The 22,799-nt window shown below is 44.2% G+C and carries 27 protein-coding genes; 16 read left to right on the forward strand and 11 right to left on the reverse strand.

Annotation, left to right across the window (positions count from 1 at the left end):
• The first annotated feature begins 325 nt into the window (after positions 1-325).
• Both F6K49_RS03860 and F6K49_RS03865 read left to right on the forward strand, forming a co-directional pair.
• A complete protein-coding gene (locus F6K49_RS03860; RefSeq protein WP_293026349.1) occupies positions 326-595 on the forward strand; it encodes a UPF0175 family protein in 270 nt (89 codons plus the stop codon).
• Between the two features lie 5 nt (positions 596-600).
• The gene (locus tag F6K49_RS03865; protein WP_293037482.1) at positions 601-1,755 is read left to right on the forward strand and encodes a DUF819 family protein; all 1,155 of its coding nucleotides are present in this window, start codon (positions 601-603) and stop codon (positions 1,753-1,755) included.
• Between the two features lie 227 nt (positions 1,756-1,982).
• On the opposite strand, the gene F6K49_RS03870 is transcribed toward F6K49_RS03865, so the two are convergent.
• Positions 1,983-2,117, reverse strand: a complete 135-nt coding sequence (locus tag F6K49_RS03870) for a hypothetical protein (protein WP_293026353.1) — start codon at positions 2,115-2,117, stop codon at positions 1,983-1,985.
• Between the two features lie 549 nt (positions 2,118-2,666).
• Between F6K49_RS03870 and F6K49_RS03875 the strand changes: the two genes are divergently transcribed.
• Positions 2,667-3,008 (forward strand): hypothetical protein, encoded by a 342-nt coding sequence (locus tag F6K49_RS03875; RefSeq protein ID WP_293026355.1) that lies wholly within the window; start codon positions 2,667-2,669, stop codon positions 3,006-3,008.
• Positions 3,009-3,133: 125 nt separating this feature from the next.
• On the opposite strand, the gene F6K49_RS03880 is transcribed toward F6K49_RS03875, so the two are convergent.
• Positions 3,134-4,231, reverse strand: a complete 1,098-nt coding sequence (locus tag F6K49_RS03880) for a tocopherol cyclase family protein (RefSeq protein WP_293094394.1) — start codon at positions 4,229-4,231, stop codon at positions 3,134-3,136.
• Positions 4,232-4,303: 72 nt separating this feature from the next.
• Between F6K49_RS03880 and F6K49_RS03885 the strand changes: the two genes are divergently transcribed.
• Positions 4,304-5,341, forward strand: a complete 1,038-nt coding sequence (locus F6K49_RS03885) for an MnmC family methyltransferase (RefSeq protein ID WP_293094397.1) — start codon at positions 4,304-4,306, stop codon at positions 5,339-5,341.
• On the opposite strand, the gene F6K49_RS03890 is transcribed toward F6K49_RS03885, so the two are convergent.
• Positions 5,285-5,428 (reverse strand): hypothetical protein, encoded by a 144-nt coding sequence (locus F6K49_RS03890; RefSeq protein WP_293094400.1) that lies wholly within the window; start codon positions 5,426-5,428, stop codon positions 5,285-5,287. The two genes, F6K49_RS03885 and F6K49_RS03890, sit on opposite strands and share 57 nt — an antisense overlap.
• A gap of 17 nt (positions 5,429-5,445) precedes the next feature.
• On the opposite strand from F6K49_RS03890, the gene F6K49_RS03895 reads away from it, so the two are divergent.
• The 4 genes from F6K49_RS03895 to F6K49_RS03910 all read left to right on the forward strand — a co-directional run bounded on the left by F6K49_RS03895 (position 5,446) and on the right by F6K49_RS03910 (position 10,941).
• Positions 5,446-5,628 carry a hypothetical protein gene (locus F6K49_RS03895; protein WP_293094403.1) on the forward strand — a complete coding sequence of 61 codons (183 nt, stop codon included), beginning with the start codon at positions 5,446-5,448 and terminating at the stop codon, positions 5,626-5,628.
• A gap of 39 nt (positions 5,629-5,667) precedes the next feature.
• Complete coding sequence (locus F6K49_RS03900) at positions 5,668-5,946, forward strand: hypothetical protein (RefSeq protein WP_293094407.1); 279 nt, start codon at positions 5,668-5,670, stop codon at positions 5,944-5,946.
• A gap of 196 nt (positions 5,947-6,142) precedes the next feature.
• Positions 6,143-7,510, forward strand: coding sequence for a bifunctional UDP-N-acetylglucosamine diphosphorylase/glucosamine-1-phosphate N-acetyltransferase GlmU (gene glmU, locus F6K49_RS03905; protein ID WP_293094410.1), 1,368 nt, complete (start codon positions 6,143-6,145; stop codon positions 7,508-7,510).
• Positions 7,511-7,665: 155 nt separating this feature from the next.
• Positions 7,666-10,941 (forward strand): HEAT repeat domain-containing protein, encoded by a 3,276-nt coding sequence (locus tag F6K49_RS03910; protein WP_293094413.1) that lies wholly within the window; start codon positions 7,666-7,668, stop codon positions 10,939-10,941.
• On the opposite strand, the gene F6K49_RS03915 is transcribed toward F6K49_RS03910, so the two are convergent.
• From F6K49_RS03915 to F6K49_RS03930, 4 genes are all read right to left on the reverse strand, one after another.
• Positions 10,873-11,010 (reverse strand): hypothetical protein, encoded by a 138-nt coding sequence (locus F6K49_RS03915; protein ID WP_293094416.1) that lies wholly within the window; start codon positions 11,008-11,010, stop codon positions 10,873-10,875. The two genes, F6K49_RS03910 and F6K49_RS03915, sit on opposite strands and share 69 nt — an antisense overlap.
• A gap of 218 nt (positions 11,011-11,228) precedes the next feature.
• Positions 11,229-12,185: an isoaspartyl peptidase/L-asparaginase gene (locus F6K49_RS03920; protein ID WP_293094419.1), complete on the reverse strand. Its 957-nt coding sequence runs from the start codon at positions 12,183-12,185 to the stop codon at positions 11,229-11,231.
• 141 nt (positions 12,186-12,326) lie between these two features.
• Positions 12,327-12,485: a DUF2256 domain-containing protein gene (locus tag F6K49_RS03925; protein ID WP_075904077.1), complete on the reverse strand. Its 159-nt coding sequence runs from the start codon at positions 12,483-12,485 to the stop codon at positions 12,327-12,329.
• Positions 12,486-12,710: 225 nt separating this feature from the next.
• Entirely contained in the window at positions 12,711-12,878 is a 168-nt protein-coding gene (locus F6K49_RS03930; protein ID WP_293026369.1) for a hypothetical protein, read from the reverse strand.
• A 263-nt stretch (positions 12,879-13,141) separates the two neighbouring features.
• Here F6K49_RS03930 and F6K49_RS03935 point away from each other — a divergent pair, with 263 nt between their 5' ends.
• Positions 13,142-13,435: a hypothetical protein gene (locus F6K49_RS03935; RefSeq protein WP_293094422.1), complete on the forward strand. Its 294-nt coding sequence runs from the start codon at positions 13,142-13,144 to the stop codon at positions 13,433-13,435.
• A 273-nt stretch (positions 13,436-13,708) separates the two neighbouring features.
• Here F6K49_RS03935 and F6K49_RS03940 read toward each other — a convergent pair whose 3' ends face one another.
• The gene (locus tag F6K49_RS03940) at positions 13,709-15,955 is read right to left on the reverse strand and encodes an FdhF/YdeP family oxidoreductase (protein ID WP_293094425.1); all 2,247 of its coding nucleotides are present in this window, start codon (positions 15,953-15,955) and stop codon (positions 13,709-13,711) included.
• A gap of 430 nt (positions 15,956-16,385) precedes the next feature.
• On the opposite strand from F6K49_RS03940, the gene F6K49_RS03945 reads away from it, so the two are divergent.
• Together F6K49_RS03945 and fdhD are read left to right on the forward strand one after the other, a co-directional pair.
• Positions 16,386-16,508, forward strand: coding sequence for a hypothetical protein (locus tag F6K49_RS03945; protein ID WP_293026377.1), 123 nt, complete (start codon positions 16,386-16,388; stop codon positions 16,506-16,508).
• Positions 16,492-17,340 (forward strand): formate dehydrogenase accessory sulfurtransferase FdhD, encoded by an 849-nt coding sequence (fdhD, locus tag F6K49_RS03950; RefSeq protein WP_293094427.1) that lies wholly within the window; start codon positions 16,492-16,494, stop codon positions 17,338-17,340. Before F6K49_RS03945 ends, fdhD begins: the two co-directional genes overlap by 17 nt.
• A 245-nt stretch (positions 17,341-17,585) precedes the next feature.
• Here the strand turns inward: fdhD and F6K49_RS03955 are convergent, their stop codons facing one another.
• Complete coding sequence (locus F6K49_RS03955; protein WP_293094430.1) at positions 17,586-20,012, reverse strand: DUF4347 domain-containing protein; 2,427 nt, start codon at positions 20,010-20,012, stop codon at positions 17,586-17,588.
• Positions 20,013-20,299: 287 nt separating this feature from the next.
• Here F6K49_RS03955 and F6K49_RS03960 point away from each other — a divergent pair, with 287 nt between their 5' ends.
• Positions 20,300-20,533 (forward strand): hypothetical protein, encoded by a 234-nt coding sequence (locus F6K49_RS03960; RefSeq protein ID WP_293094433.1) that lies wholly within the window; start codon positions 20,300-20,302, stop codon positions 20,531-20,533.
• Between the two features lie 216 nt (positions 20,534-20,749).
• On the forward strand, positions 20,750-20,956 hold the full coding sequence (locus F6K49_RS03965; RefSeq protein WP_293017984.1) for a cyanobactin biosynthesis system PatB/AcyB/McaB family protein: 207 nt from the start codon (positions 20,750-20,752) through the stop codon (positions 20,954-20,956).
• A gap of 60 nt (positions 20,957-21,016) precedes the next feature.
• Here F6K49_RS03965 and F6K49_RS03970 read toward each other — a convergent pair whose 3' ends face one another.
• Positions 21,017-21,241: a hypothetical protein gene (locus tag F6K49_RS03970; protein WP_293094436.1), complete on the reverse strand. Its 225-nt coding sequence runs from the start codon at positions 21,239-21,241 to the stop codon at positions 21,017-21,019.
• 2 nt (positions 21,242-21,243) lie between these two features.
• Here F6K49_RS03970 and F6K49_RS03975 point away from each other — a divergent pair, with 2 nt between their 5' ends.
• The 3 genes from F6K49_RS03975 to F6K49_RS03985 all read left to right on the forward strand — a co-directional run bounded on the left by F6K49_RS03975 (position 21,244) and on the right by F6K49_RS03985 (position 22,494).
• Complete coding sequence (locus tag F6K49_RS03975; protein WP_293017980.1) at positions 21,244-21,477, forward strand: cyanobactin biosynthesis PatC/TenC/TruC family protein; 234 nt, start codon at positions 21,244-21,246, stop codon at positions 21,475-21,477.
• 241 nt (positions 21,478-21,718) lie between these two features.
• Complete coding sequence (locus F6K49_RS03980; protein ID WP_293094441.1) at positions 21,719-21,994, forward strand: phytochelatin synthase family protein; 276 nt, start codon at positions 21,719-21,721, stop codon at positions 21,992-21,994.
• A gap of 5 nt (positions 21,995-21,999) precedes the next feature.
• The gene (locus F6K49_RS03985) at positions 22,000-22,494 is read left to right on the forward strand and encodes a phytochelatin synthase family protein (RefSeq protein ID WP_293094446.1); all 495 of its coding nucleotides are present in this window, start codon (positions 22,000-22,002) and stop codon (positions 22,492-22,494) included.
• Between the two features lie 61 nt (positions 22,495-22,555).
• Here the strand turns inward: F6K49_RS03985 and F6K49_RS03990 are convergent, their stop codons facing one another.
• Positions 22,556-22,687, reverse strand: a complete 132-nt coding sequence (locus tag F6K49_RS03990; protein ID WP_293037553.1) for a hypothetical protein — start codon at positions 22,685-22,687, stop codon at positions 22,556-22,558.
• Between the last annotated feature and the right edge of the window lie 112 nt (positions 22,688-22,799).

A 22,799-nucleotide genomic window follows, 5' to 3' on the forward strand; every position in this document is an offset into this window, starting at 1 on the left:
AAAGGCTTGAAAGCCTTGTCGGGTATGCCTTCTGCCTTCATGCAGCCAGCCCTATTTATTTCCTATTCATAATTCCTAAAATTTGTCAAGTTTTTTGTAAAGAAATATGTTTATAAAGCATAGCTTATTAAGGGGGATAATGGGGGATCAAGTTGTACCTTATGGGATATAGAATTGCTATAGCGCTTCTCATAGCTATAAGGTACACAGGATTTTTTTCCTGATCTGAAGTTCCCTATTCTCTCTTCCCTACTCCCTACTCCCTGCTCCCTGCTCCCTAACTTTGGAGTTACACTGCATCTATGGACAGACTCCGATCACCCCTATGGAAATTACCATCCAACTCCCCGATGAAATCGCTAGTCAACTCCAAGTAGGTGACCTCTCCCGCAGAATCCTTGAATTGATCGTGGCTGATCACTATCGTCAAGGTCAGCTTGGCGCTGCCCAAGTCCGCAGAATCCTTAACTTCTCTTCTCGCTGGGAAACCTACCAATTCCTCAAGGAGGAAAAAGCTTACCTTCCCTACACCGAAGCTGACCTAGACGAAGATCGCAAAATCCTTGACAATCTATTTTCAAAAGCTTTTAGATAAGCAAAATGGCAACCTCTCTAATAAATCCTGATCAAGATTTCGCTTTATGGGCTGTGCTGCTGTCAGCAGCAACAATTGGATTGTGGGCAGAACGTACTCCTTGGGGAGCTAAACTATCTGGGGCTGTTGTGACCATTTTGGTAACCTTCATCCTATCTAATCTTAGGATTATCCCACCGGATGCTCCCACCTATGGGGTGGTCTGGTCTTACTTAGTTCCTTTAGCGATTCCTTTGCTACTATTCCAAGCTGACTTGTTTCGGATTGTGTGGGAGGCTGGGTCTACCTTAATTGCCTATGTCATTGGTGCAGTGGGAACAATCCTAGGAACAGTAGTGGCTTACTATCTCATTCCTTTAGGAGAAGAAGGTTGGAAGTTGGCAGCAATTTTTTGTGCTACTTATATTGGTGGTTCTGTTAATTTTGCGGCAACCGCTGAAAGCACTGGGTTACGAGCAGGAGATTTACTCAGTGCCGGGGTAGCAGCAGATAATTTAGTTATGACCTTGTACTTTTTACTGTTGTTTGCTTTACCTTCAATGAAGTGGCTACGGGGAATTTTCCCTAACCAACGTTCCCATGAGAATACTAATTCTAGCCAGTTTAGTGTCTTTGATTCCCAGTCTCGACAAGGACTCTCTGTTATCGATATCACTTTGGCATTAGCCATTAGTATGACCACTTGTGCTGTAGGTTATGGTCTCGCTAGCTGGTTGGGCTTCAACAAAGGGGGAATTCTGGTGGTAACGGTTTTAATTGTGATGCTAGCGACAGTATTTCCAAGTTATTTAGGTAGGATAACCGCAGCAGAAAAAATTGGCTATCTGCTGATGCAGGTATTTTTTGCTGTAATTGGAGCCAGCGCTAATGTGGAAATAGTGCTACGAGTCGGATCAGTTCTGTTTATCTTTGCTGGATTAATTCTCGCTATCCATTTGTTAGTGCTACTGGGAGTTGGTCGATTGCTGGGTTTGGATTTAGCTGAATTGCTGATTGCGTCCAATGCTAATATGGGTGGGCCAACTACAGCAGCGGCTATGGCGACAGCACGGCAGTGGGATAAACTTGTTACTCCTGCTATTCTTTGCGGTACTCTGGGTTATGCTGTTGCTACGTTTATTGGTGTAGGATTAGGTAATTTTCTGCGCTCTTTGGGTTGATATAGTATTTTGAAATTGGGTGAGGTACTTACGCCGGTGGATTTTAGGGAGCAGGGAGCTTCGGAGCAGGGAGCAGGGAGCAGGGAAGTCGGAAGTGGGAAAAAATACTGTTTACCTCATAGCTATGAAAAACGCTATATCGCATTTTCCTAGGTTTTGGAAATATTTCCGGATCTAGGTAGAACTCCCTTGGATTCAGAAATAGTAGATGCACCCTGACTAATCCCTCAGCTACCCGCTGGGGTTTTTTTTTTGATCTTGAACAATGGTATCTGGGGTGACGTTTCTGGGGATTTTGGTTTTTGCGATCGCGTAGCGGCTCCATTCGCGTAGCGTGGCCCAAAGGCCAAGGAGCATCGCATTTCCCTATGTTTTGCCAATGTTTCCGCCCACCTTCTGCACTTCAAACTGTAGTATTTTGAAACTCCCCCGGCTTATAGCCTTGAGGAGTTTCAATCGGGAGCAGGTCAAAGTTGATGAACTATCTAGTATTAGAGCAAGCTAAAACCCATGAGGGGGCTATAGCTTTAGTACAAATGCTCTGCATAAGTGACATGCTCCCTGTCAATCTCTTATATAGCGTTTTCCATACTTATGATTTAGACAGGATTTTTTACCAATTCCGAAGTTCCCAATTGCGAAGTTCCCTGTTCCCTAAAATCCCAAAATTGTCTACCTCACCGAATTGAAAACCGCTATATTATTACTAAGGCTGATAAGCATTAAGTAATTTACTGTGAGGCTGTACAAATGGTTAAGATTGATACTCAATCGGTGTAAATCGCTCAAAAATGGGCTTTTGAGATACTGTATTAGGGGTAATACCAAGTATCCTACCAAAGCCCTGTTGACTAATTGCAATTTTTCATATCCTAGATTGGCGAAGGTATTGTTAAAAACTAAATGATGCTATGACACTAGTTTATAACGATAAAACAAAGAAGCTTGAATTTAAATTTACATGGGAAACCTTTATCGATATATTTTTCACTTATAAAATTGAATGGGCACTTATTAGATATGTAGTAGATCTAGTGAAATCACCAGGTAATCTTTCTCAAGATGATAGTGCAATCATAAGGTCAGTCATTGAGGAGGGGCGCAAGCAAAACGTTGATGAAATGGAGATTCAGATGAGCCGTGATGTTGCTTTGGGAATTAATGTAGATGGTATAAAAGGTGTCGATGTGACATTCGGAAGCAAAGGTAAAACAAATTATGTTATGAAGATAAAATATAAGTCTGATGACTAATCAAGCTGTCTAGTTCTTCTCAAGAATTCCTGTTTAATAACATAAAAGCCAATGAAGATAAAATCTGAAAAGCTGTGGTAGTAAACTTTAGCATGCATGCCTCTTGCCTTGCCCGCAGCGGTATATCACAAAACCCAAGGAAATTTAGCAGAAGAATTCCAGGGTTTCTCCCAAGGAATACCACCAACTTCTAATCCACATAACTTACTTTCAGCTATCAAAATCGGTTCAACGTTATCCCCACGTCGTTGTTTAAGTTCCAACCTCAGGTGACCTTGCATAGTATCCCGGCAAATGAAATCTAACCCCTGTTCCGTCGGAGCTCGTAGAGGTGTACCAGGATAGTCCGTTGTACCAGTTAACTCTACTTCATACTCACCATTGCGTCCTTGCATCTGCCAATTTCCCCAAGGCTCGATCTGCCAGCTTACTTCTGCATTCCACGGCACGAATTCATAAAATTTACCTTCGTAGTGAATGCCAATCAATGCAGCTGCTTCTGCCAACCCCATTACTTCCCGTCTACCACCACCAGCAGTCAGAGCCAGGTCTGGTTGATCGCTAAAACTGTTGCAATTGAGCCAAAACCACTTCTTAGGAAAAGCACGACCCCAATTTTTTTCCCCATAGGCCGGGACATTGGTAAAATCATAGAGCTTACCATTCCAATCAATCCAGCCAGTGGCTAAACCGTGGGCCATCAAGATTTGCCATCCTGGTTCAAATATCTGTAAAAACGAAAGCCAGCCAGCGGTTGATTGCTGGGGTTTTCCCTGATCTCCCCAGCCATAAATCGGTTTAATTTCATAGCGCCAATCACAATAGCGTCCGCTGGCTGGGTCCCGAATAAACCCTTGATTCAAGGTAGCTGTAGCCTGATATCCTTCTTTGATTTGATACTCAAATTTATCCGGGTCAAGGTATTGAGGAGTTATTTGTAATTTCGTTTTACCCCAATGTCCTAGACCTAAGGATTCCGATGACCCCCAAAACTGTTCCGGATGGGGGAAGGTACGACACAGATACTGATCATCAGGGCCTAGAATTTGGGCTGAACCCCCACTATAGGGTTGACCACCAATGGGGTCTTCAATGGAATACATAAACGCAAACGTCTGACCACAACTGGGTAACGTCACCCGATAGTACCAACCTTCAAAAAAGCGATCGCTCTTACCGTCCCAGTGATATCCGCTGTGGGGTGTTTGTATTTGATCTGCCATAGACTAGGGTTTTGGTTGGGGGATTTTGCCATTAAATATTATAAATTCAAGGATCAACTTCGATGGTGGGCAGTGCCTACTAACCCTATAGCAAACTTGGTGAATCGGTCTAATGCACTGCCCACCCTACATGAACTGTTCCCTGTTCCCTGTTCCCTGTTCCCTCTTACCCCTACTCCCTACTCCCTACTCCCTACTCCCTACTCCCTACTCCCTACTCCCTACTCCCTAATGCCCGATAAAAAGGTATTCACACCCGAAATGACTGCTGATGGCTCATTCACCTTCTTTTGTTCAGAAATTGGTGAATCCTATCACAGCCGACAAGGTGCCATAGAAGAAGCCCAGCTGAAGTTTGTCAAACCCTGCCAACTAGCGGAAAAAGCCCAACAGCCAGTGCTACGGTTATTAGATATCTGTTATGGTCTAGGTTACAACAGCGCTGCTGCCCTAGCGGAAATTTGGACACACAATCCCCACTGCCATGTCCAACTAGTTGCCCTAGAATTAGACTCTACCGTACCACAAGCTGCGATCGCTCAGGGTTGGCTGAATCACTTTGCCAATCCTATCCCCCAACTATTAGAGGCTCTGGCAACTACTGGACTAGTTGAAACCCAGCAATTGCAAGCTCAACTCTATCTCGGTGATGCCAGAGAGACTATCCAACAGGTGCAACAAGCTAACTTCCAAGCTGATGCTATCTTTCTTGACCCCTTTTCCCCACCCAACTGTCCCCAATTATGGACTCTCGAATTTATTCAACACTTAGCCCAATGTTGCTCAGACACCGGTAGACTAGCCACCTACTCTTGTGCCGCAGCAGTGAGAATTGCCCTGATCACAGCTGGGTTTACTATTGGCTCTACCATTGAAGTGGGAAATCGGCAACCCGGTACTGTCGCTAGCTTTACTGAAGCTGATTTACCTAGCTTATCAATCCGAGAGCAAGAACATTTGCAAACTCGTGCTGCTGTGCCTTACCGAGACCCGAATTTATCAGACTCAGCCTCAGACATTCTACACCGACGCCGCCATGAGCAGCAAAACTCTTTACTTGAAGCAACCTCCCATTGGAAAAAGCGTTGGTTGAGAGAGCAAAGGGAATAGGGAACAGGGAATAGGGAGTAGGGAGTAGGGAGTAGGGAGTAGGGAGTAGGGAGTAGGGAGTAGGGAGTAGGGAGTAGCAAAAGGCAAAAGGTGTTGCTTAATAATTGAATGATTTTAAGAGTGAGGTGGAATGGGCATCTTGTGTGGAACTGGCATCTTGTGTAGAACTGGCATCTTGCCAGTTTCCTGGAATGGGCATCTTGTGTGGAACTGGCATCTTGTGTAGAACTGGCATCTTGCCAGTTTCCTGGAATGGGCATCTTGTGTGGAACTGGCATCTTGTGTAGAACTGGCATCTTGCCAGTTTCCTGGAATGGGCATCTTGTGTGGAACTGGCATCTTGTGTAGAACTGGCATCTTGCCAGTTTCTTGGAATGGGCATCTTGTGTGGAACTGGCATCTTGTGTAGAACTGGCATCTTGCCAGTTTCATGCTTATTTTCGCGCGGGCAGGATGCCCACTCTACTCCTATTCATTCAAAGACTGACGCAACGCCAGGCAAAAGGCAAAAGGCAAAAGGCAAGACAGGTTTAAGCGATGTAGTCCCGATTCCCGATTCCCGATTCCCGATTCCCGATTCCCATTTTATAGTCATAATACGGTAATTTTTTACTTAATTAGTAATTAATAAGAGTTTATACCGGAATAATCCTATTTATTCTCCCAATATAGTAATCATGCTTCTCCGGAATTCTTAATTCTCTCTCCTGCATCTTTAACAAAACTGCCAATTTATGACATTGAACTGAGGTCAAGTCTTAGTATGATAGGGATGCAAAGATGGAAGCAAAAAGCTAATCTATGGTTGCAGTAGCAATTCTAGCGGCAGGACGCGGAACTCGCATGAAATCTGACCTGCCCAAAGTCTGTCATCGTTTGGGTTCACAAACTCTAGTGGAGCGTGTGCTCAACAGTTGTGTTTCTATTAACCCCTCCAGAGTGATAGTGATTTGTGGCTATCAGAGTGAACGGGTAAAAGAAAGTCTGAGCGCCTACACGAATGTAGAATTCGTTGAACAGAAAGAGCAATTGGGTACTGGTCATGCCGTCCAGCAACTGTTGCCCCACTTGGCAGACGATACCGGAGACTTACTGGTCTTAAATGGTGATGTTCCATTGTTGCGTCCCGACACCATTAAACAACTATTAGAAAGCCATCAAGCCCATAACAATGGCGCTACGATCCTAACTGCCCATGTGCCCAATCCCACCGGTTATGGACGGGTTTTCTGTGATAGTAACAATCAGCTGCAACAGATTGTGGAACACCGGGATTGCACTGATGCTCAAAAGCAAAATAACCGCATCAATGCTGGTGTCTATTGCTTCAACTGGTCTCAATTGGCTTTGGTCTTACCAAAACTCTCTGCGGATAATGACCAAAATGAGTATTACCTAACGGATACGGTTACCATGGTTAATCCAGTAATGGCAGTGGATGTGGAAGATTACCACGAAATTCTAGGGATTAATGACCGTAAACAGCTGGCCATGGCTGAGCAGATTTTGCAAGAGCGGATTAAGGATAGCTGGATGAAGGCAGGGGTGACATTAATTAACCCAAACAGTATCACCATTGATGAGACTGTCCAATTGCAACCTGATGTCACCATCGAGCCCCAAACTCATTTGCGGGGTAAGACTGTTATTGGTGCTGGTAGCAGGATTGGTCCAGGGAGTCTGATTGAAAATAGCCAGGTGGGTGAGAAGGTGACCGTGCTATATTCAGTGGTAAGTGATTCTGTGGTTCAAGATGGCACCCGTATTGGTCCGTATTCCCATCTTCGGGGTCATGCCCAAGTAGGAGAATCCTGCCGTATTGGGAATTTTGTGGAACTGAAAAATACTCAGATTGGCGATCGCACTAATGCCTCTCATCTATCTTATTTAGGAGATGCTACCCTAGGGTCCCGAGTGAATATTGGCGCAGGTACGATTACTGCCAATTACGATGGTGTTAAAAAGCATAAAACCCAGATAGGCGATCGCACTAAGACTGGCTCGAATAGTGTTTTGGTGGCACCACTAACCTTAGGAGAAGATGTCACTGTGGCCGCTGGTTCTGTGGTTACCAAGGATGTTCCAAACGATAGCTTGGTAATAGCTCGTGGAAATCAGGTAGTTAAACCCGGTTGGCGATTAAAGACCACTGAAGATTCCAACAGCTGAGCAAGTATAGGGATGGCTGTAAGTTGATCAGGTTGTTGCTAAATTCCCTAAATTGGGTGTTTCAAGAGGGGCAATAGGGGTAACAGAAGTAAGAAGGGGAAGCAAATGACTAAAGACTGCGATAATAATTGTTGAGGTAAAATTTAGCTAGCCTGATGACCTGGGAAATTGCTTCTGTTGTTGCTAAATCTGTTACCCCTATTTTAGGGAGAAAAATTCAAACTAGGCTAACTCCTGCCGACATCCACAAAGCAGTAGAGCAAGGACTCAAAGCTGCCCTAGTGCGAGAAGAACCCTTGGCACCAGAGCAGCGCCTTTTCTATTACTCTGCTCCTGATGCGATCGCGTTTTTTCTGGAAGACTTTTTCCAAGATAGGGAAGTACAGGAGGAATTACACAAACCCCTCCAAGAGGAGCACAAAGCACCATTAACCTCTTTGCTTGTGGAGAAATTTAAGCAGGTAGCCTCAAACTATGCCCCCACTCAACCACAAGATAGTTTTATCCTTCCCTGGATGGAAACCTTTGTCAAGACTTATACTGAGAAAACCAGCACTTATTTACAATTTCAACTAACTAAGGAAAACTATTTCCAGCAAATTTCCAACAAGATTGATCATGTTAAGTTTGCTGGGATGTTGGTAGCGACCCAGCATGGAAACCATTCCCTTAAGCTTGACCAAATTTTTGTCATGCCTGAGGTGGAAGTGTTACATCCTCCCAGTAGTCAGCGACCGGTAGAGTCGCGGGCTTTTCACCCTCAGGTAGCATTACCCGGTAAGCAATGGCAACCATTGCCCATGCAAACGGTTAAAAAAACTCTTGCCCAATATTTATTAGCGGTAAAAACCTGGCAGGTTACCTCTGCTAAATCCCGAAACGTCATGTTACTGGGTGCGCCTGGTTCAGGTAAAACCACCTTAATGAATTATGTTGCTGTCATGTTAGCCCAGAAGCAACCAGAAGCAATGGGGTTAGCGCCAGATCTTGACTGGCTGCCGATTTTAATTGATATTCGGGATTGGGTCGAGTATTCAGATATCAGTATTCTAGACTATGCACGGCAGTTTGCTGAAAAAACCCTATTGGTGAAATCCCTGCCTAAAGGTTTCTTTGAACATTGGCTGGAGGATGGACGAACATTGATTTTGCTCGATGGGCTTGATCAAGTCACAGAACCAGCCAAAGGTGAGGAAGTCGTAGGGCAAATTAAGGATTTTATCCAGCAATTTCCTAATAATTGGGTAATTATTACCTCCGATAACGACCGTTACCTTAACTCAAATATCCCCTGGGAGTTTTTCTGGAACCAAGATTTTTATCACTATCAACTTCAGTTATTTGATGACAGTAAAATAGAGGAATTTATTCAGCGCTGGTACTATAGTAAAATTCAAGACAACGCAGAATCACAACGACTTAAAGAAAGCCTGAGCAACTTACTATCTGAGCATCAGCAGATTAGAAACCTGGCACGAAACCCCCTATTGTTGACGATTATTACTTTAATTCACCGCTATCATTTCCGATTGCCTTTGGAGCGCTATCAGCTTTATGACCAGGCAGTAGACCTGTTATTAACCTCCTGGGATAATAAACCAGACGTTACTAAACCAGACATTAGTAATAATCAGAAGCTGAAATATCTGGGATTGAATGATTGCAGACGATTGATGGAACGTTTAGGCTATTGGATGCATACCCAGAATAGTAAAAAAGATAAAGATAAAAAAGGTAAGATAGTAATTAACCGAGATGAACTGATGGCTTGGTTTGGTAGAGAAATTCAAAGCCTGAAACAGATTCAGTTATACGAGGCCAAGGCAGAGGCAAAACGGTTGGTTAATTTAATTAGCGTTCGCGTAGCGGCTCGTACCGAGCATCGCGTAGCGGCTCCAAAGGAGCATCGCACTGGAATTTTAACACAACAAGGGCTGGATGGTTACGCCTTTATCCATAAAATATTTCAAGACTATCTGTGTGCTCAAGAAATTAACTATCAAGCCGATAATGAAGGTAATTTTGAGATTATCCTGAATCATATCCAAGACTATCTCCATGACTCCCACTGGCAAGACGTGTTGCTCCTACTAATTGCTCAGCTTAAGCCCAAAAAAGCCGCTAAAGCAATTCAGGAAATTTTGAATCACGACAGTCAGTATGAGTCTTGGTTACATCGGGATTTATTATTTGCTGCCACTTGCATTAGCGAAAATCCTCAACCCTTGAAGATAGCAGATAATTCCCTACTGCAAGAAATTTTAGCAGCATTGGTTACCCTAGCAGCCAGTGATTCACGGCGCGTTGGTTACCAAATTCATCAGCAAGTCTTTCAAACCCTTTCCGACTTGAATCAGACTGAGATTAAACTTGACCTTTTACAACTATTGAAAGATAGAGCAAACTCTCAGAAAGATACACAATCCCAGGAAAGCCAAGTGGAATTAGGGCAAAACCAATTAGGGCAAAACCAATTAGGGCAAAACCCGACATTCCTCAAAACCTTTTTGGCAGGGCTAGAAGATAATAATAATACCGTGCGTCACCAGGCCAGTGAGATATTAACTAGTGATAGATTAACTAGTGATAGTTTAAATAAATTAGACTCTCCTGACTATTATCTGACTACTCTCCATCACACTAGTCTTCCAAAAAATATTCAGAACTTATCACTAAGCGCTATTGTCAGATTAGACAATACTTCAGAAAGCTTAGTAAATACATTGCTGAGCTGGCTAAAAGATGACGATGCTACGGTTCGTTCTGAAGCAGCTTTAGCATTAGGTGAATTAGCTCAGGTTTCTGAGCCAGTCGTGAATAGCTTGTTGATGCGGTTAAACGATAAAAATTCTCGTGTTCGTTACTCCAGTATCTGGGCATTGGGCAAATTGAAGCAGCGTGGTAAAACCGTTGTGAGTGCGTTATTGACCAGGCTAAACGATCAAAATTCTCGTGTTCGTTGCTTGAGTGCTTCGGTCTTGGGTAAATTAGAGCAGCGTAGTGAAACCGTAGTCAGTGCTTTAATCACATCCCTCAAGGATAAAGATTCTGATCTCCGTTGTGCCGCTACTACTGCTTTAGGTCAGTTAGGTAATGGTCAGTTTGGGAACCTTTCTGAAACAGTCATCAGTGCCCTACTACCACAGCTAGAAGATGAAGATTCTGATGTACGTTGTGCCGCTATTAATGCCTTAAGCCAGTTGGGTAATTCTTCTCAAGTTGTGATCACTGCTTTGCTGGGGTGCCTCAAAGATGAAGAGTCTGGTGTACGTGCCTCAGCAGCTGAGACCTTGGCTGAGTTAGGTAAACCATCTAGTTATGTGTCCAGTGCTCTTGCACAATGGATTGAGCTGCACCAATCCTCAGACTATGTGGGTAGTGGGATTGATGCTCTGTGGAATTTGGAGATCGCACAAGGGAGTAGGGAGTAGGGAGTAGGGAGTAGGGAGTAGGGAGTAGGGAGTAGGAGCTGAGGGGTTGACCACAAGGCTAATTCTCATAAAAAATGGCTAAAAGTATTGCTAGGCAACGCTTTTAGCCATTGAGATACTATTTAGTATAAAAAATCAATTATCAAAATATCAAAGCTATACACAATAGCAGTTTGAGGCCACTAAAGTTAACAGCTTAGTCTAACAGGTACCGAAAAGCCATTACTAATGACTATCAAGATTTCAGCATCCTGTATGCGTAATTGTTCAGATACATTTAAATCGACTTAAATCGACAAAAATTCCACATCCTTAGTCATATTCAACGTATCCACAATCTTTTCGCCAGTATGATAAGCCGCTAGCAGAACTTCGCTAGTTTTGCCCCATGCGATCGCACCATTAGCATCTAGAGCGATAGCGGCAAAATCTCGCTGATTCTTCCGAGCTTCCTTAAATGAACGCTCCATGGCATTCACCAGGGATGAACCATCAGTGACTCGCACCACAATCCGTGCTGCTAGACACTCTTCCATAATGTCTTCCCCGATACCGGTACAGCTCACTGCTGCATCAGAAGTAGCGTAATTTCCTGCTGGCATCGCCGAGTCACTGACGCGACCAATCCGTTCAAAACCCTTACCACCAGTAGAGGTCCCTGCTGCCAGATGACCCAGGCTATCTAGTACAACCACACCAATGGTTCCCCTTCGAGCTTCAGAGCTGGTCACCAATTCGTCCTCAGCAATCACTCCCGCCATCTTATGGCTAAAATTGGCCTGCCTTTCTTGAAGCCACTCTTGTAACCGCAGCTTCGTCATAGGATTGTAAACCGGGAGTTGCAGGTCTCGTAACAATTCTGCAGCTCCATAGTCCGACAGCACGCGGTCATCGGAGCCTTGCAACGCTTCTGCCAGCTGAATCGGATGCTGCACTCGCGACACATTAATCACACCGCTGAAGCGCTGAGATTGACCTTCCATCAGGGACGCACTCATCCGGATTTGCCCATCTGATTGCAACACTGAACCGGTTCCAGCATTAAAGCGCGGGTCATCTTCTAACAGTTGGCAGCCTCGGACCACAGCATCAGTCGCACTACTACCGTTCGCTAACAAGGCATAAATCTCCTCAATAATTGAGTGGAGGGACTTGCGAATCGCATCAGCCCCTCCTTTGCCTTTTATAGAACTACCAGCACCACCGTGGATAATGACTTTGGGACACACCGTCTTCACAAACATACACAAGAATGAAGAAAAGATTAAGGATTAGAACACATAGTGTGAATTATGAGAGTCTGCTGTGTCAAGTATGAAAATATACAAAACACAAAAAGTTCACTGACGAAACCTTTGGAACTAGCCCTGGTTATCCTTGATACCTCATCTCTGCTTCACGCCAGATTTCCGTCTGCGACAGCGCTCTGAGCAATATTTGACTTCCTCCCAACAATCTTGCCATTTTTTGCGCCATGTAAAGGAACGTTGACAAACAGGGCAAATTTTTGTTGGCAGGTTCGATTTCAATTGCTGGCGTGTCATATTAGTTCTAATATAGACTATAAATACCTAAAATTGTAACAAATTATTAATTTAGATCAAGTTTAATAAAAAAAATCACAAAATTTAATAATTATATAGCGGTTAATTATATAGCGGTTAATTGTTTATTGTTAATCGTTAATTGTTAATCGTTAATTGTTTATTGTTAATTAACAACTTTTGAGTTTTGATTGTCTATAGCAATTCTAAATAGGTTGTGAAATTTCACGGGGGCAGGATACCCGTACTCACAAGGATTTTGGGTTTCGGAATTTTCACAACTCGTTTATAAAACCTATAATTTTTCATACTTATCAAGTACTTTGTCCTAGGTTTTAGGCAATAGGGAGTAGGCAATAGGGAGTAGGCATAAGCCAATTGACTGTACATCATTACTAGGAGAAATGCTATAGTAAAGGGAAGAAGAACCCTTATTATCAAGTCAGGTTGAATACCCATCTTTCTAGAGAGCGAGGGGAGGGTGGGAAGTCTGGGGAGATAGGGAGATAGGGAGATGGGGGAGATTTTTATTAAGGGTAATTATCCCGACATGATATATGACCTTTCCCAACTAATCGATAACTAGATAACAATTAATCAAACTAACAATTAATCAAACTAACAACTCATCAAACTAACAACTAATCAAAGAACCTATGCAACCTATTCGACAAGGCGACGTTATTTTACTTCCTGTAGACCAAATCAATGGACAACAGTTACCTCACCTAACCCTAGCAGAAGGAGAGGTAACTGGACATTCCCATCGCATCAGTGATGGTGTTGCTCAGTTATACGAAAAAAATGGCATCCTTTATCTACAAGTTCTCTCAGAAACAGCAACCTTAACTCACGAAGAGCATCAGCCCATAGAGCTTCCACAAGGTAGCTGGATGGTGCGAATTCAACGGGAATATGAACCTCAAGGATGGCGATATGTTGCTGACTAATGATGCCTAATCTCAGGTCTGAGGGAACAGGGAGTAGGGAGTAGGGAGTAGGGAGTAGGGAGTAGGGAGTAGGGAGTAGGGAGTAGGGAGTAGGGAGTAGGGAACAACAATTATTACAATTCATTGAGGTGCCCTATAAAACTTATAACTTGTAACTTGTCACCTGTAACTTGTAACTTGTAACTTGTAACTTAAAAAGTATAAATTACAAATTACCTGAATACAAAGTAATTAACCGAACTCGATACTATCTGTTCACACAAGTTCTGATCGTCACACCTTTTCCAGTCTAACCAAAGCATTGTAGTCTGGAATATCCACTTCAGGCGATCGCTTGCGTTTATCCAATAGCACATTTCCTTCAGGCCAATGTACCTGTAAATTTCCTGGTGTAATCGGTGCGATATGGATGTTTCCTTGGAATTGACCCTGTTGATTCCTCAGGATTACGGCATCGCCATGGTTTAATCTCAGTTTTTTAGCATCCACCCGACTCATCAGCACGGCCTTTCGCCTTGCCCCAGTAATGGCATCTTTCTGTTCTTGCACCATGCTGTTAAATTGTTTACCTCGCCTGGTGGCTACCAAGAAATGACCTTCTGGCAGTTCTAGCTTCGGTGGAGATAAGGGGGAAAAATGGGCTAACCCATCCGGTGTGGGGAAATTCCAGCCAAAGCAAAGATGGGCACCCCCATACTGGAACTGATCACCGGCTTCCTTAAGATGTTGGATACCAGCATACTGGGGGATAACCTGGGCAATTTCTGCCCGAATCGCGGCTGTGCTATCAAACTGTAATTTATCTGCCAAATCGGGACGCACTCGCCGTGCTAGCTCCATAAAGACTTCCCACTCCGGACGGGCTTCCCCAATCCGAGGGCCAGGAATTTCTGGACTGAAAATCACCCTTCTCTCGGTACTGGTTTCAGTGACTCCCCCTGGAATTTCGTAGCGAGTCGTGGCGGGTAACAAGAGTACGGTTTCTCCAGGTTCTACTAACATTTGACTGGAGAGGACAATATCCATATGGACTCTCAGAGGGATTCGCTGTAGTGCCTCTTTGATATAATCCGGTTCTGGCAACACCTCCAGGAAATTGCCTCCGACGGAAAATACTATATCCAACTCCCCTGAATGGGCAGCATCAATCATTTCCGCTGCTGTTAATCCTTTGGTGGTGGGTACTTCAAACTGCCATTGTTGGCTGAGCTTAGCAGCATTTTCTGGAGTAATGGGCTTGCCACCAGGAAAAACCGTGGCATAGCATCCCATTTCTGCTCCTCCTTGCACCCCAGAGTGACCCCGAATCGGCATTAACCCACAGCCTTCTCGACCAACAAACCCTTTTGCTAAGGCTACGTTAATGATGGCTCGCACATTATCTTCGCCACACTGATGTTGGGTAATACCCATGCTCCAGACAAACACAGCTTTATCAGCTTCAGCTAGCATCTTGGCAAAGGCGTACATCTGTTCACGGGAAGTACCGGAAAGCTGTTCTAGTTCTTCCCAGGATTGGTTAGCTAGGGTTGCTTTTAATTGCTCAAAATTAGTCGTATGATTTTTGATGAAGGATAAGTCTACCCAATGGTTGGCAATCATCTCCTTGAGGGTGCCATTGAGGAATGCCATATCCCCACCCATGTTGATTAAAAAGAAGTCTTCGGCAAATTTAGTACCAAATAAGGCACTTTCGGGAATCGAAGGCACCCAATAGCGTTCCATACCTGGTTCTTGGTAAGTGTTAATTACCACAATTTTGGTACCAGCCTTCTTAGCCCAGTGGAGATACTTAACTGTAACTGGTTGATTGTTGGCAACGTTAGAGCCAATGAATACTAATAAATCTGTGCCAATCCAATCTTGATAAGAACAAGTAGTAGCTGCTACCCCTAATCCTGCTTTAAGTCCAGCAGTACTCGGAGAATGGCAGATGCGAGCAGCATTATCTATATTATTAGTTCCGATTGCCCGCACTGCTTTTTGGGCAGCGTAGTAGGTTTCATTTACTGTACCTCTACTGGTGAGATAAACGCTGAATCGGTTAGTGCTGCTATCAATGGGTGAAGGTAAACTATTCCTTAGGGAATCACTGATTAATTCCAGTGCTTTATCCCAACTAATTCGACGAAATCCTTGCTCCCCTCGTTGCCGCATCATGGGGTAAGCAAGCCGTCCTAAATCCCGCAGTTGGATACTTTTTTTCCTCTGAAGCTGAGAGACATCTGCTAAGATTTCGGGGTCAAATGCTGCCATGGTATTCATCCGCAACAGCCGCAGCCGGACATTACAGACATGGACGCCATCAAGAGTCCAGTCTTTCATACCAGTAGTGCCAAGGGCGCAACCGTCGCACACTCCCTGATTTAAGATATCCCAAGCATAGGATAACTGGTCTCGGTTTTCCCAAGCTGCTCTGAAGACTTCCCAATAATTGTTCGGGTATTGTTCACCAATACCGAATGGTTTCCAGTTTGCCCAGTGGGAAGGAGTCCAGCGTTTTTTGGGTTGACGCAGCATGAGTTTGGAGTAACGTTAAAATCTGGGGACTTGATTACGTTACCATAAACTTATAGCAATTATCATAGCTATTAGGTAAACAATTTCTGGATTTTAGGGAGCAGGGAGCAGGGAGCAGGGAATAGGGAATAGGGAATAGGGAATAGGGAATAGGGAACAGGGAACAAAAATTATCACAATTACTCTAGGGATTACTATATAATAAATAACTTAATTTAAGGAAATGCTTAGGATGAAATGTTGGAGGGAATATAACGGTTTATTGGTGTCAATAAAACTGATGGTTAAAGGGTTGGTTGCTAGGAATTTTTGTGTTTGTTGATAGCAGAGCGATCGCTTAATTTAGGAATACCATAAAAAGTTATATAAATCTATAGTTTTTATAAAATAGGTGAGCTAAATTTTTAATGTTAAAGAATAGGGCATAACGATGCAGTTCTACTCCCTACTCCCTACTCCCTACTCCCTACTCCCTACTCCCTACTCCCTAAAACCCAAGACTAAAGTACCTCAACCAATTGAAAACTACATCAAGTATGAATCAGCACCGTAGCAAAACTAAATCCCAAGTCTGGGTAGTGGACAACAGCCAAGTGCGATCGCGTTTAGATCAACTGGCAACAGAAGAACCCTTGGAAATTCGCCTGACCTCCCCCCAGAAAACCGTTGCGGTGACGATGCGCACCCCAGGGGCAGATTTTGAACTAGCAGCAGGGTTCCTCTATAGTGAAGGAATTGTGAAAGATCGGGATGATATTCAACGGATTAGCTACTGTGTGGATTCTAATCGAGATGGTGAGCAGCGCTATAACATTGTGAATGTGGCTCTGAGGGAAGAACTTACTCCAGATTTGCAGCCCCTGGAACGCCACTTTTTTACCACCAGCGCCTGTGGAATTTGTGGAAAAGCTAGTCTTGAGGCACTACGGTTGCGAGGGTGTCCAGTGATGTCTGATGCTATGGAAGTTAGCACTGAGGTGATTTACAGCCTCTCGGAACAGCTGCGTTCAGCTCAATCAGTGTTTTCCACAACTGGGGGAATCCATGCTGCTGGGTTGTTTAATTCCCAAGGAGAGTTACTCTGTTTACAAGAGGATGTAGGACGTCACAATGCTGTGGATAAATTGGTGGGTTCAGCGTTATTAACTAATCAACTGCCCTTAAGCGATCGCATTGTCATGGTCAGTGGGCGCTCTAGTTTTGAGATTTTACAGAAATGTCTGATGGCTAGGGTACCAATTGTTTGCGCAGTATCTGCTCCCAGCAGTCTAGCGGTAACCCTAGCCAGAGAGTTTGGGATTACTCTAGTGGGATTTCTGCGGGGAAAACGGTTTAATGTTTATTCTGGGAAAGAGCGTATTTGCAGTTTTTTTGATCATGGTTGATATGTCAGCATTCAGCGGTCAGCTGTCAGCTGTCAGCATTCCGTAACTCAGATTAAACTTTTGCTTACCTGTTGTCTTGTCCAGTCGCTTATTCAAAAGCTGTTTGGTGTAGCTTATCCTATGCCCATAAGCACATCAAGTACCGTGGCACAGGCTAGAAGCCTGTGCCACCCATTAGCTGATAGCTGATAGCTGATAGCTGATAGCTGATAGCTGATAGCTGATAGCTGATAACTTACGCTAGATTAACAAACAACAAAATCCTTAACCGTAATCATATTGGCGCTCACATCAGTCAAGAAAGCTAACGGTTGATTATTTTGAGTTGTGATCCAGGTGTCACCATTTTGTTCCAAGATAGAAAGTGACCCAAAGGTTAGACCTCCCTCTAATTTCAACAAATCTACACCATCTTCAAAGTCAGCAATGGTGTTCTTGCCTGCTGTGGACAAGACAAACATGTCTTCTCCAGCGCCACCAGTCAGGATGTTATCTCCTTGACCACCATTGAGGAGGTCGTCACCGCTACCGCCAAAGAGTTGATCTTGACCTTGACCGCCTAAGAGGGTGTCATTGCCAGCCTCTCCAAATAAGTTATCGTCACCATCACCGCCCTTAAGGCTGTCATCACCACTACCACCGTACAGTTCATCCTGACCACTGCCGCCTAACAGGGTGTCATTACCCTCGTCTCCAAATAACTTATCGTCACCGCCGTCACCGTCAATAAAATCATCACCTGCTAGACCTTCGGCAATATCTTGACCGGTCAACAGATTGATGATATCATTCTTTGGGGTCAGGGTCAGATTATCGTCGTTGGGGGTTGCGACAATGGAACTTGAGAAAGAGGTAGTGTTGAGCAGTACTGAGACGTTGTCGGAGCCAGAGTTGGCCGTCGCAATGTCTGGTTTACCATCACTGTTGAAATCCCCTACGGTGATGGAAGAGGGATTACTGCCCACATCAAACTGACCAGAAGGGGTAAAGTCTCCTGCACCATTCCCTAATAGCAGTGAGACGTTACCATCTAGTGAGACTAAGGGATCTATAACACTTGCTGCTGCAATGTCCAAGTTGTGATCACCATTGAAGTCCCCCACGGCGACTTCAGAACCAAAACCTGTTGTAAATGGTATGGGAGAACCAAAGGTACCATTTCCATTCCCCAACAGCACCGCGATTTCGTTCTCAGCACCGGAACCACTTCCTATCACTAAGTCTAGATTGCCATCTTTGTCGAAGTCTCCCACAGCATCAGGAGCAGCAAAATCCACACCTGTTGGAATCAATATACTAGGCTGAAAGGTTCTTGTCCCGGTTCCTAACAGCAGCGAGACTTGGTTACCTTGAGGCCCTGTCACTATATCCAGGTAACCATCCTTGTTGAAGTCCCCCACAGAGGTAGAAAAGCCAGCAACCCCAGTCGTAAAATCCCTAGTAAGTGGAAAGCTCCCCATCCCATTTCCGAACAACACCGAGACTATACCGGAAAATCTTCCCACCGCTATATCCAAATTTAGATCGCGGTCGAAGTCCCCCACGGCCACTGATTGAGGAATATCTCCTTGGTTGACTTGGGTGGCAGAACCAAAGCTGCCATTTCCATTTCCTAGCAAAACTGAGACAGTGTTATCAGTAGAGGATTCAAAAGGAGTACCGGAGTCTGCCGTCACCAAATCCAGATTACCATCCTTGTTGAAGTCTCCCACCGCAACGTCAACGGGATTTCGTCCCACGGCAAAGTTCCCACTTAAGGTATAGCTTCCTGCGCCATTATTTAACAGCACCGAGACGTTATCAGAGTTCAAGTTCGCTGTTACCAAGTCCAAATCACCATCATGGTCAAAGTCTCCGGTGGCGATGGAAACAGGACTATTTCCTACTGCAAAGTTGTTAGCGTTGCTAAAGGAAACAACAAAAACTCCTTGATATACCTGCATCAATTCCGGCAAAAATGCTGAATCTACACCAATCTGACCCGTACAACATTCTAGATTCCAATCACCACCCAAGGCAGCATTACCCGTGCGGTTCCCAGAAGCAGCAATCTCAGTACCAGTTATTTGGTGCAGTCGTTCCAAAAATTCTGTACCAGCATCTCCAGTAGCAACATTGCAGCCGTAGAGGAGAATAGGAGTGGGTGAATCAGTGGTTGACCAAGTTTTTAATTGAGGGGTGTAATGATTTAGAGTATCTAGACTAAGTTGGCTATTTCCTAAATACAAACACCCCGGTGAACCGTGAGAAACGATGTGAATAGCAGTAATATCAGTGCGTCGTTGCAGAGCCTTGGTAATTTGTTCAACGCCATCCTGTGTAGAGTCCAGGACAATTACCTCAGCTTCCGGTACCGTACCATTAACTAAACTCTGATAATCATCAACCCCTGAGTCAATAAAGACAATAGTGCTAGAGGTTTTGGAGTGACTTCCCAAAGCATTGTGTACCTCAGTTTCCCCAAAGTTCAACGACTTATCGAGTTCGTTTATCCTGGCATCTTTGATATCAAACATGCTAAAATGCCCCTTTATGATGTGTTGGTTTGTAACAGTAGCCACTGGTGAAATTGCTACTAGTCTCAGCAGTCCTCTAAAATCCCGTTGATTACTGTAAGCATCCTGCACATTATTATTAGTAGGTGGCTGCCATCCACCTACTAATCGTGACAATTTGCCAACAGAACCAAGCATTCGATAATCAGGGTTTTACTGATTACACTCTCAACCCAAATTACCAATCAGATATTTAGGATAATATTTGCAACCTCAGATATCCTAACTACCAATCCGGCCAATGTAGGTGAAGCTTTGATGAAGTATCACTCAAGTTTTATGAAATTTAAGTTAAGCAGGGCTTTCACATTTATTCATTTATTGCCTTTATAAATGAAATGTAAACCTATGATGTCTTTTTTTATTGTCCAAGAAAACTCCGAATCTCTTTCTCCTCTTGCCTTTTGCCTCTTGAATTTTGCCTTCTCTGGCAATACGTGTGTTTACAACTCAAATACAAACGCTATAGCAGTTCTCAATTGGGTGAGGTACCTCGTCTTGGGTTAATGGCAGTAGCAATGCAGTCCCTAATGGGAGAAACCCCCTCAGCTCGGCGCTGCATCGCTTCTCTATACCCCACACCCCACACCCTACACCCTACACCCTACACCCTACACCCCACACCCTACTCCCAGTAAGGCTCACAAGGCTGCTTGTCACCCCGTCGAGCCTAGCTTAAATTATTGATTAACCTGAAAAATCCCAAAAAAAGTGCTTCAACCTCTCACAGGAGATAATCTTCACCGAGAGGAAAGCATACACTTAGGAAAAACCCAAATGGAAATAAAAAATAACTTGCTACCTAAGCAATAATCTTCGTATTATAGCACTACTGACCAGAAAAGGAGTGTTTGATGAGATTACCCAAACAAGTAGCACCAGTCAAAAGACCGGATCTGATTCAACCCTATCGGGCAGTGGATGTGGTTCATGGTAGAGGCGAAGACTTGGTGACTATTCGCATGGACTTGACCCATGGTGCCAATTACAATGACCCAGCACCCTTTGCTTACCCTAGTTATCAGCAACTCAAAACCTCTGGCTGGGGCGGATGGTATTGATGTAGTGGTGCCCCTAGGTCAAGGGTCAGCATTCAGCCGTCAGCATTCAGGCGTCAGCATTCAGCCGTCAGCTTTTGGCTCACGCTGCGCGAACAGTACCGTGGCACAGGCTTCGACCCTGTGACCCATAGGCTGATAGCTGATAGCTGATAGCTGATAGCTGATAGCTGATAGCTGATAGCTGATAGCTGATAGCTGATAGCTGATAGCTGATAGCTGATAGCTGATAGCTGAATGCTTACGGTTAAATAGATGTCGTAAACCATAAGAAACAATAAGAAACAATTATGCCAGAAGAAGAAACTAAAACTCCCAGACGCGGTCGTCGCAGAAAAACCCAGGCCAAGCCAAAAGCAGAACCTGCTGCTGCTTCTCCATCTGTTCAACCAGAGGTTAATGAAGAAAAGAAATCAGTGTTACTTGCTACTGGTCTAGAAGATTATGCACGGTGGAAGGTTATGTTTAAAGACCAGAAGCCAGACAATGACCCCCCTTTCCGTCGGGGACGCATTTGGGCTTAATCAGGGGATGAGGGGATAAGGATAGCAGGGCTGTTTCTTGCGTCCGACTAAAATTTCACGGGTAGGGAGATAGGGAAATGGGGGAAATTTTTATTATATTAATGGTAATTATCCTGAGATGATAATAGCCTTCAATGGTCGTATTTTGACAAAAGCGATCCATCCCTACTCCCTACTCCCTACTCCCTACTCCCTAAAACCACCCGAGTAAAGTCCCTCATCCAATTGAGAAATAGTATATATGATTAATAAAAACAATGCTAAAAAATATGCTCAAAAAAGTAGCCTAAAACTATTCCGTATACCCCTACAAGTTACTCTAATTGGGTTTTTCCTTATCAATGGAGGATGCTTAGCCCAGACAATTCCACTGACCGAAAATCTGATTAACCTCGATTCCGATCACGGAGAAAGGTTACTGATGGCAAGCCAAGCCCGAGAAGACTATTTGCCCCTAAGTATTCAGTTTGTCACTCAGGAAAACCTGGCTTACTGTGGAGTAGCTAGTGTGGAGTAGCTAGTATGGTCATGGTGCTAAATGCTTTATCAATTCAAGCTCCAGAGGCACCGGAATTTAGGACTAACCGCTTCACCCAGAAGAATGTTTTTAATGCCAAAACTGAGCAAGTGCGGATGGCTGAGGTGATTGCTCGTCGGGGCATGACTTTGGAACAATTAGCAGGATTATTGGAAACTTATCCAGTTAAAGCAGAGGTTTACCATGGTGGTGATTTGACCCTGGATCAGTTTCGCAACATAGTGGTAAAGAATTTGCAAGAAGGGGGAAATTTTGTCTTAGTCAATTACTTACGCAAAGCCATTGCTCAGAAAACTGGGGGACATATTTCTCCTTTAGCTGCCTACAACCAAGAAGCAGACCGTTTTCTGATCCTAGATGTCTCTCGTTACAAATATCCTCCGGTCTGGGTCAAGGCTGAAGAATTGTGGCAAGCAATGGCGACTAAGGATTCAGAATCTAAAAAGACACGGGGGTTTGTGCTGGTGAGTCGCCGTTGATTGTCAAATTGATTGTCAAATTGATTGCATTCTCATTAATCTATCAATATTGATGTTTATATCATGTCAGGATAATTACCCTGTCTTGATGCAGTCGCTCATGGGGGAAACCCCCAAGACCGCGCTGCATCGCTTTATAAAAATCTCCCCCATCTCCCCATCTCCCCATCTCCCCATCTCCCCATCTCCCCATCTCCCCACACGCCCCACCCTCCCCATACTTTTATGATGGGTATTCAAGCGGACTTGATATTATTTTAAGCTGACAGCTGACAGCTGACAGCTGACGGCTGACGGCTTACAAA

It is taken from the genome of Moorena sp. SIO3I6, from assembly GCF_010672095.1.

Coding starts and splice junctions, on each gene's coding strand:
- F6K49_RS03860 (WP_293026349.1), top strand. CDS start 326: ATGGAAATTACCATCCAACTCCCCGATGAAATCGCTAGTCAACTCCAA.
- F6K49_RS03865 (WP_293037482.1), top strand. CDS start 601: ATGGCAACCTCTCTAATAAATCCTGATCAAGATTTCGCTTTATGGGCT.
- F6K49_RS03870 (WP_293026353.1), bottom strand. CDS start 2,117: ATGCGATGCTCCTTGGCCTTTGGGCCACGCTACGCGAATGGAGCCGCT.
- F6K49_RS03875 (WP_293026355.1), top strand. CDS start 2,667: ATGACACTAGTTTATAACGATAAAACAAAGAAGCTTGAATTTAAATTT.
- F6K49_RS03880 (WP_293094394.1), bottom strand. CDS start 4,231: ATGGCAGATCAAATACAAACACCCCACAGCGGATATCACTGGGACGGT.
- glmU (WP_293094410.1), top strand. CDS start 6,143: ATGGTTGCAGTAGCAATTCTAGCGGCAGGACGCGGAACTCGCATGAAA.
- F6K49_RS03910 (WP_293094413.1), top strand. CDS start 7,666: ATGACCTGGGAAATTGCTTCTGTTGTTGCTAAATCTGTTACCCCTATT.
- F6K49_RS03915 (WP_293094416.1), bottom strand. CDS start 11,010: ATGAGAATTAGCCTTGTGGTCAACCCCTCAGCTCCTACTCCCTACTCC.
- F6K49_RS03920 (WP_293094419.1), bottom strand. CDS start 12,185: ATGTTTGTGAAGACGGTGTGTCCCAAAGTCATTATCCACGGTGGTGCT.
- F6K49_RS03925 (WP_075904077.1), bottom strand. CDS start 12,485: ATGACACGCCAGCAATTGAAATCGAACCTGCCAACAAAAATTTGCCCT.
- F6K49_RS03930 (WP_293026369.1), bottom strand. CDS start 12,878: ATGATGTACAGTCAATTGGCTTATGCCTACTCCCTATTGCCTACTCCC.
- F6K49_RS03935 (WP_293094422.1), top strand. CDS start 13,142: ATGCAACCTATTCGACAAGGCGACGTTATTTTACTTCCTGTAGACCAA.
- F6K49_RS03940 (WP_293094425.1), bottom strand. CDS start 15,955: ATGCTGCGTCAACCCAAAAAACGCTGGACTCCTTCCCACTGGGCAAAC.
- F6K49_RS03945 (WP_293026377.1), top strand. CDS start 16,386: ATGCAGTTCTACTCCCTACTCCCTACTCCCTACTCCCTACTCCCTACT.
- fdhD (WP_293094427.1), top strand. CDS start 16,492: ATGAATCAGCACCGTAGCAAAACTAAATCCCAAGTCTGGGTAGTGGAC.
- F6K49_RS03965 (WP_293017984.1), top strand. CDS start 20,750: ATGAGATTACCCAAACAAGTAGCACCAGTCAAAAGACCGGATCTGATT.
- F6K49_RS03975 (WP_293017980.1), top strand. CDS start 21,244: ATGCCAGAAGAAGAAACTAAAACTCCCAGACGCGGTCGTCGCAGAAAA.
- F6K49_RS03980 (WP_293094441.1), top strand. CDS start 21,719: ATGATTAATAAAAACAATGCTAAAAAATATGCTCAAAAAAGTAGCCTA.
- F6K49_RS03985 (WP_293094446.1), top strand. CDS start 22,000: ATGGTCATGGTGCTAAATGCTTTATCAATTCAAGCTCCAGAGGCACCG.
- F6K49_RS03990 (WP_293037553.1), bottom strand. CDS start 22,687: ATGGGGAGATGGGGAGATGGGGAGATGGGGAGATGGGGAGATGGGGGA.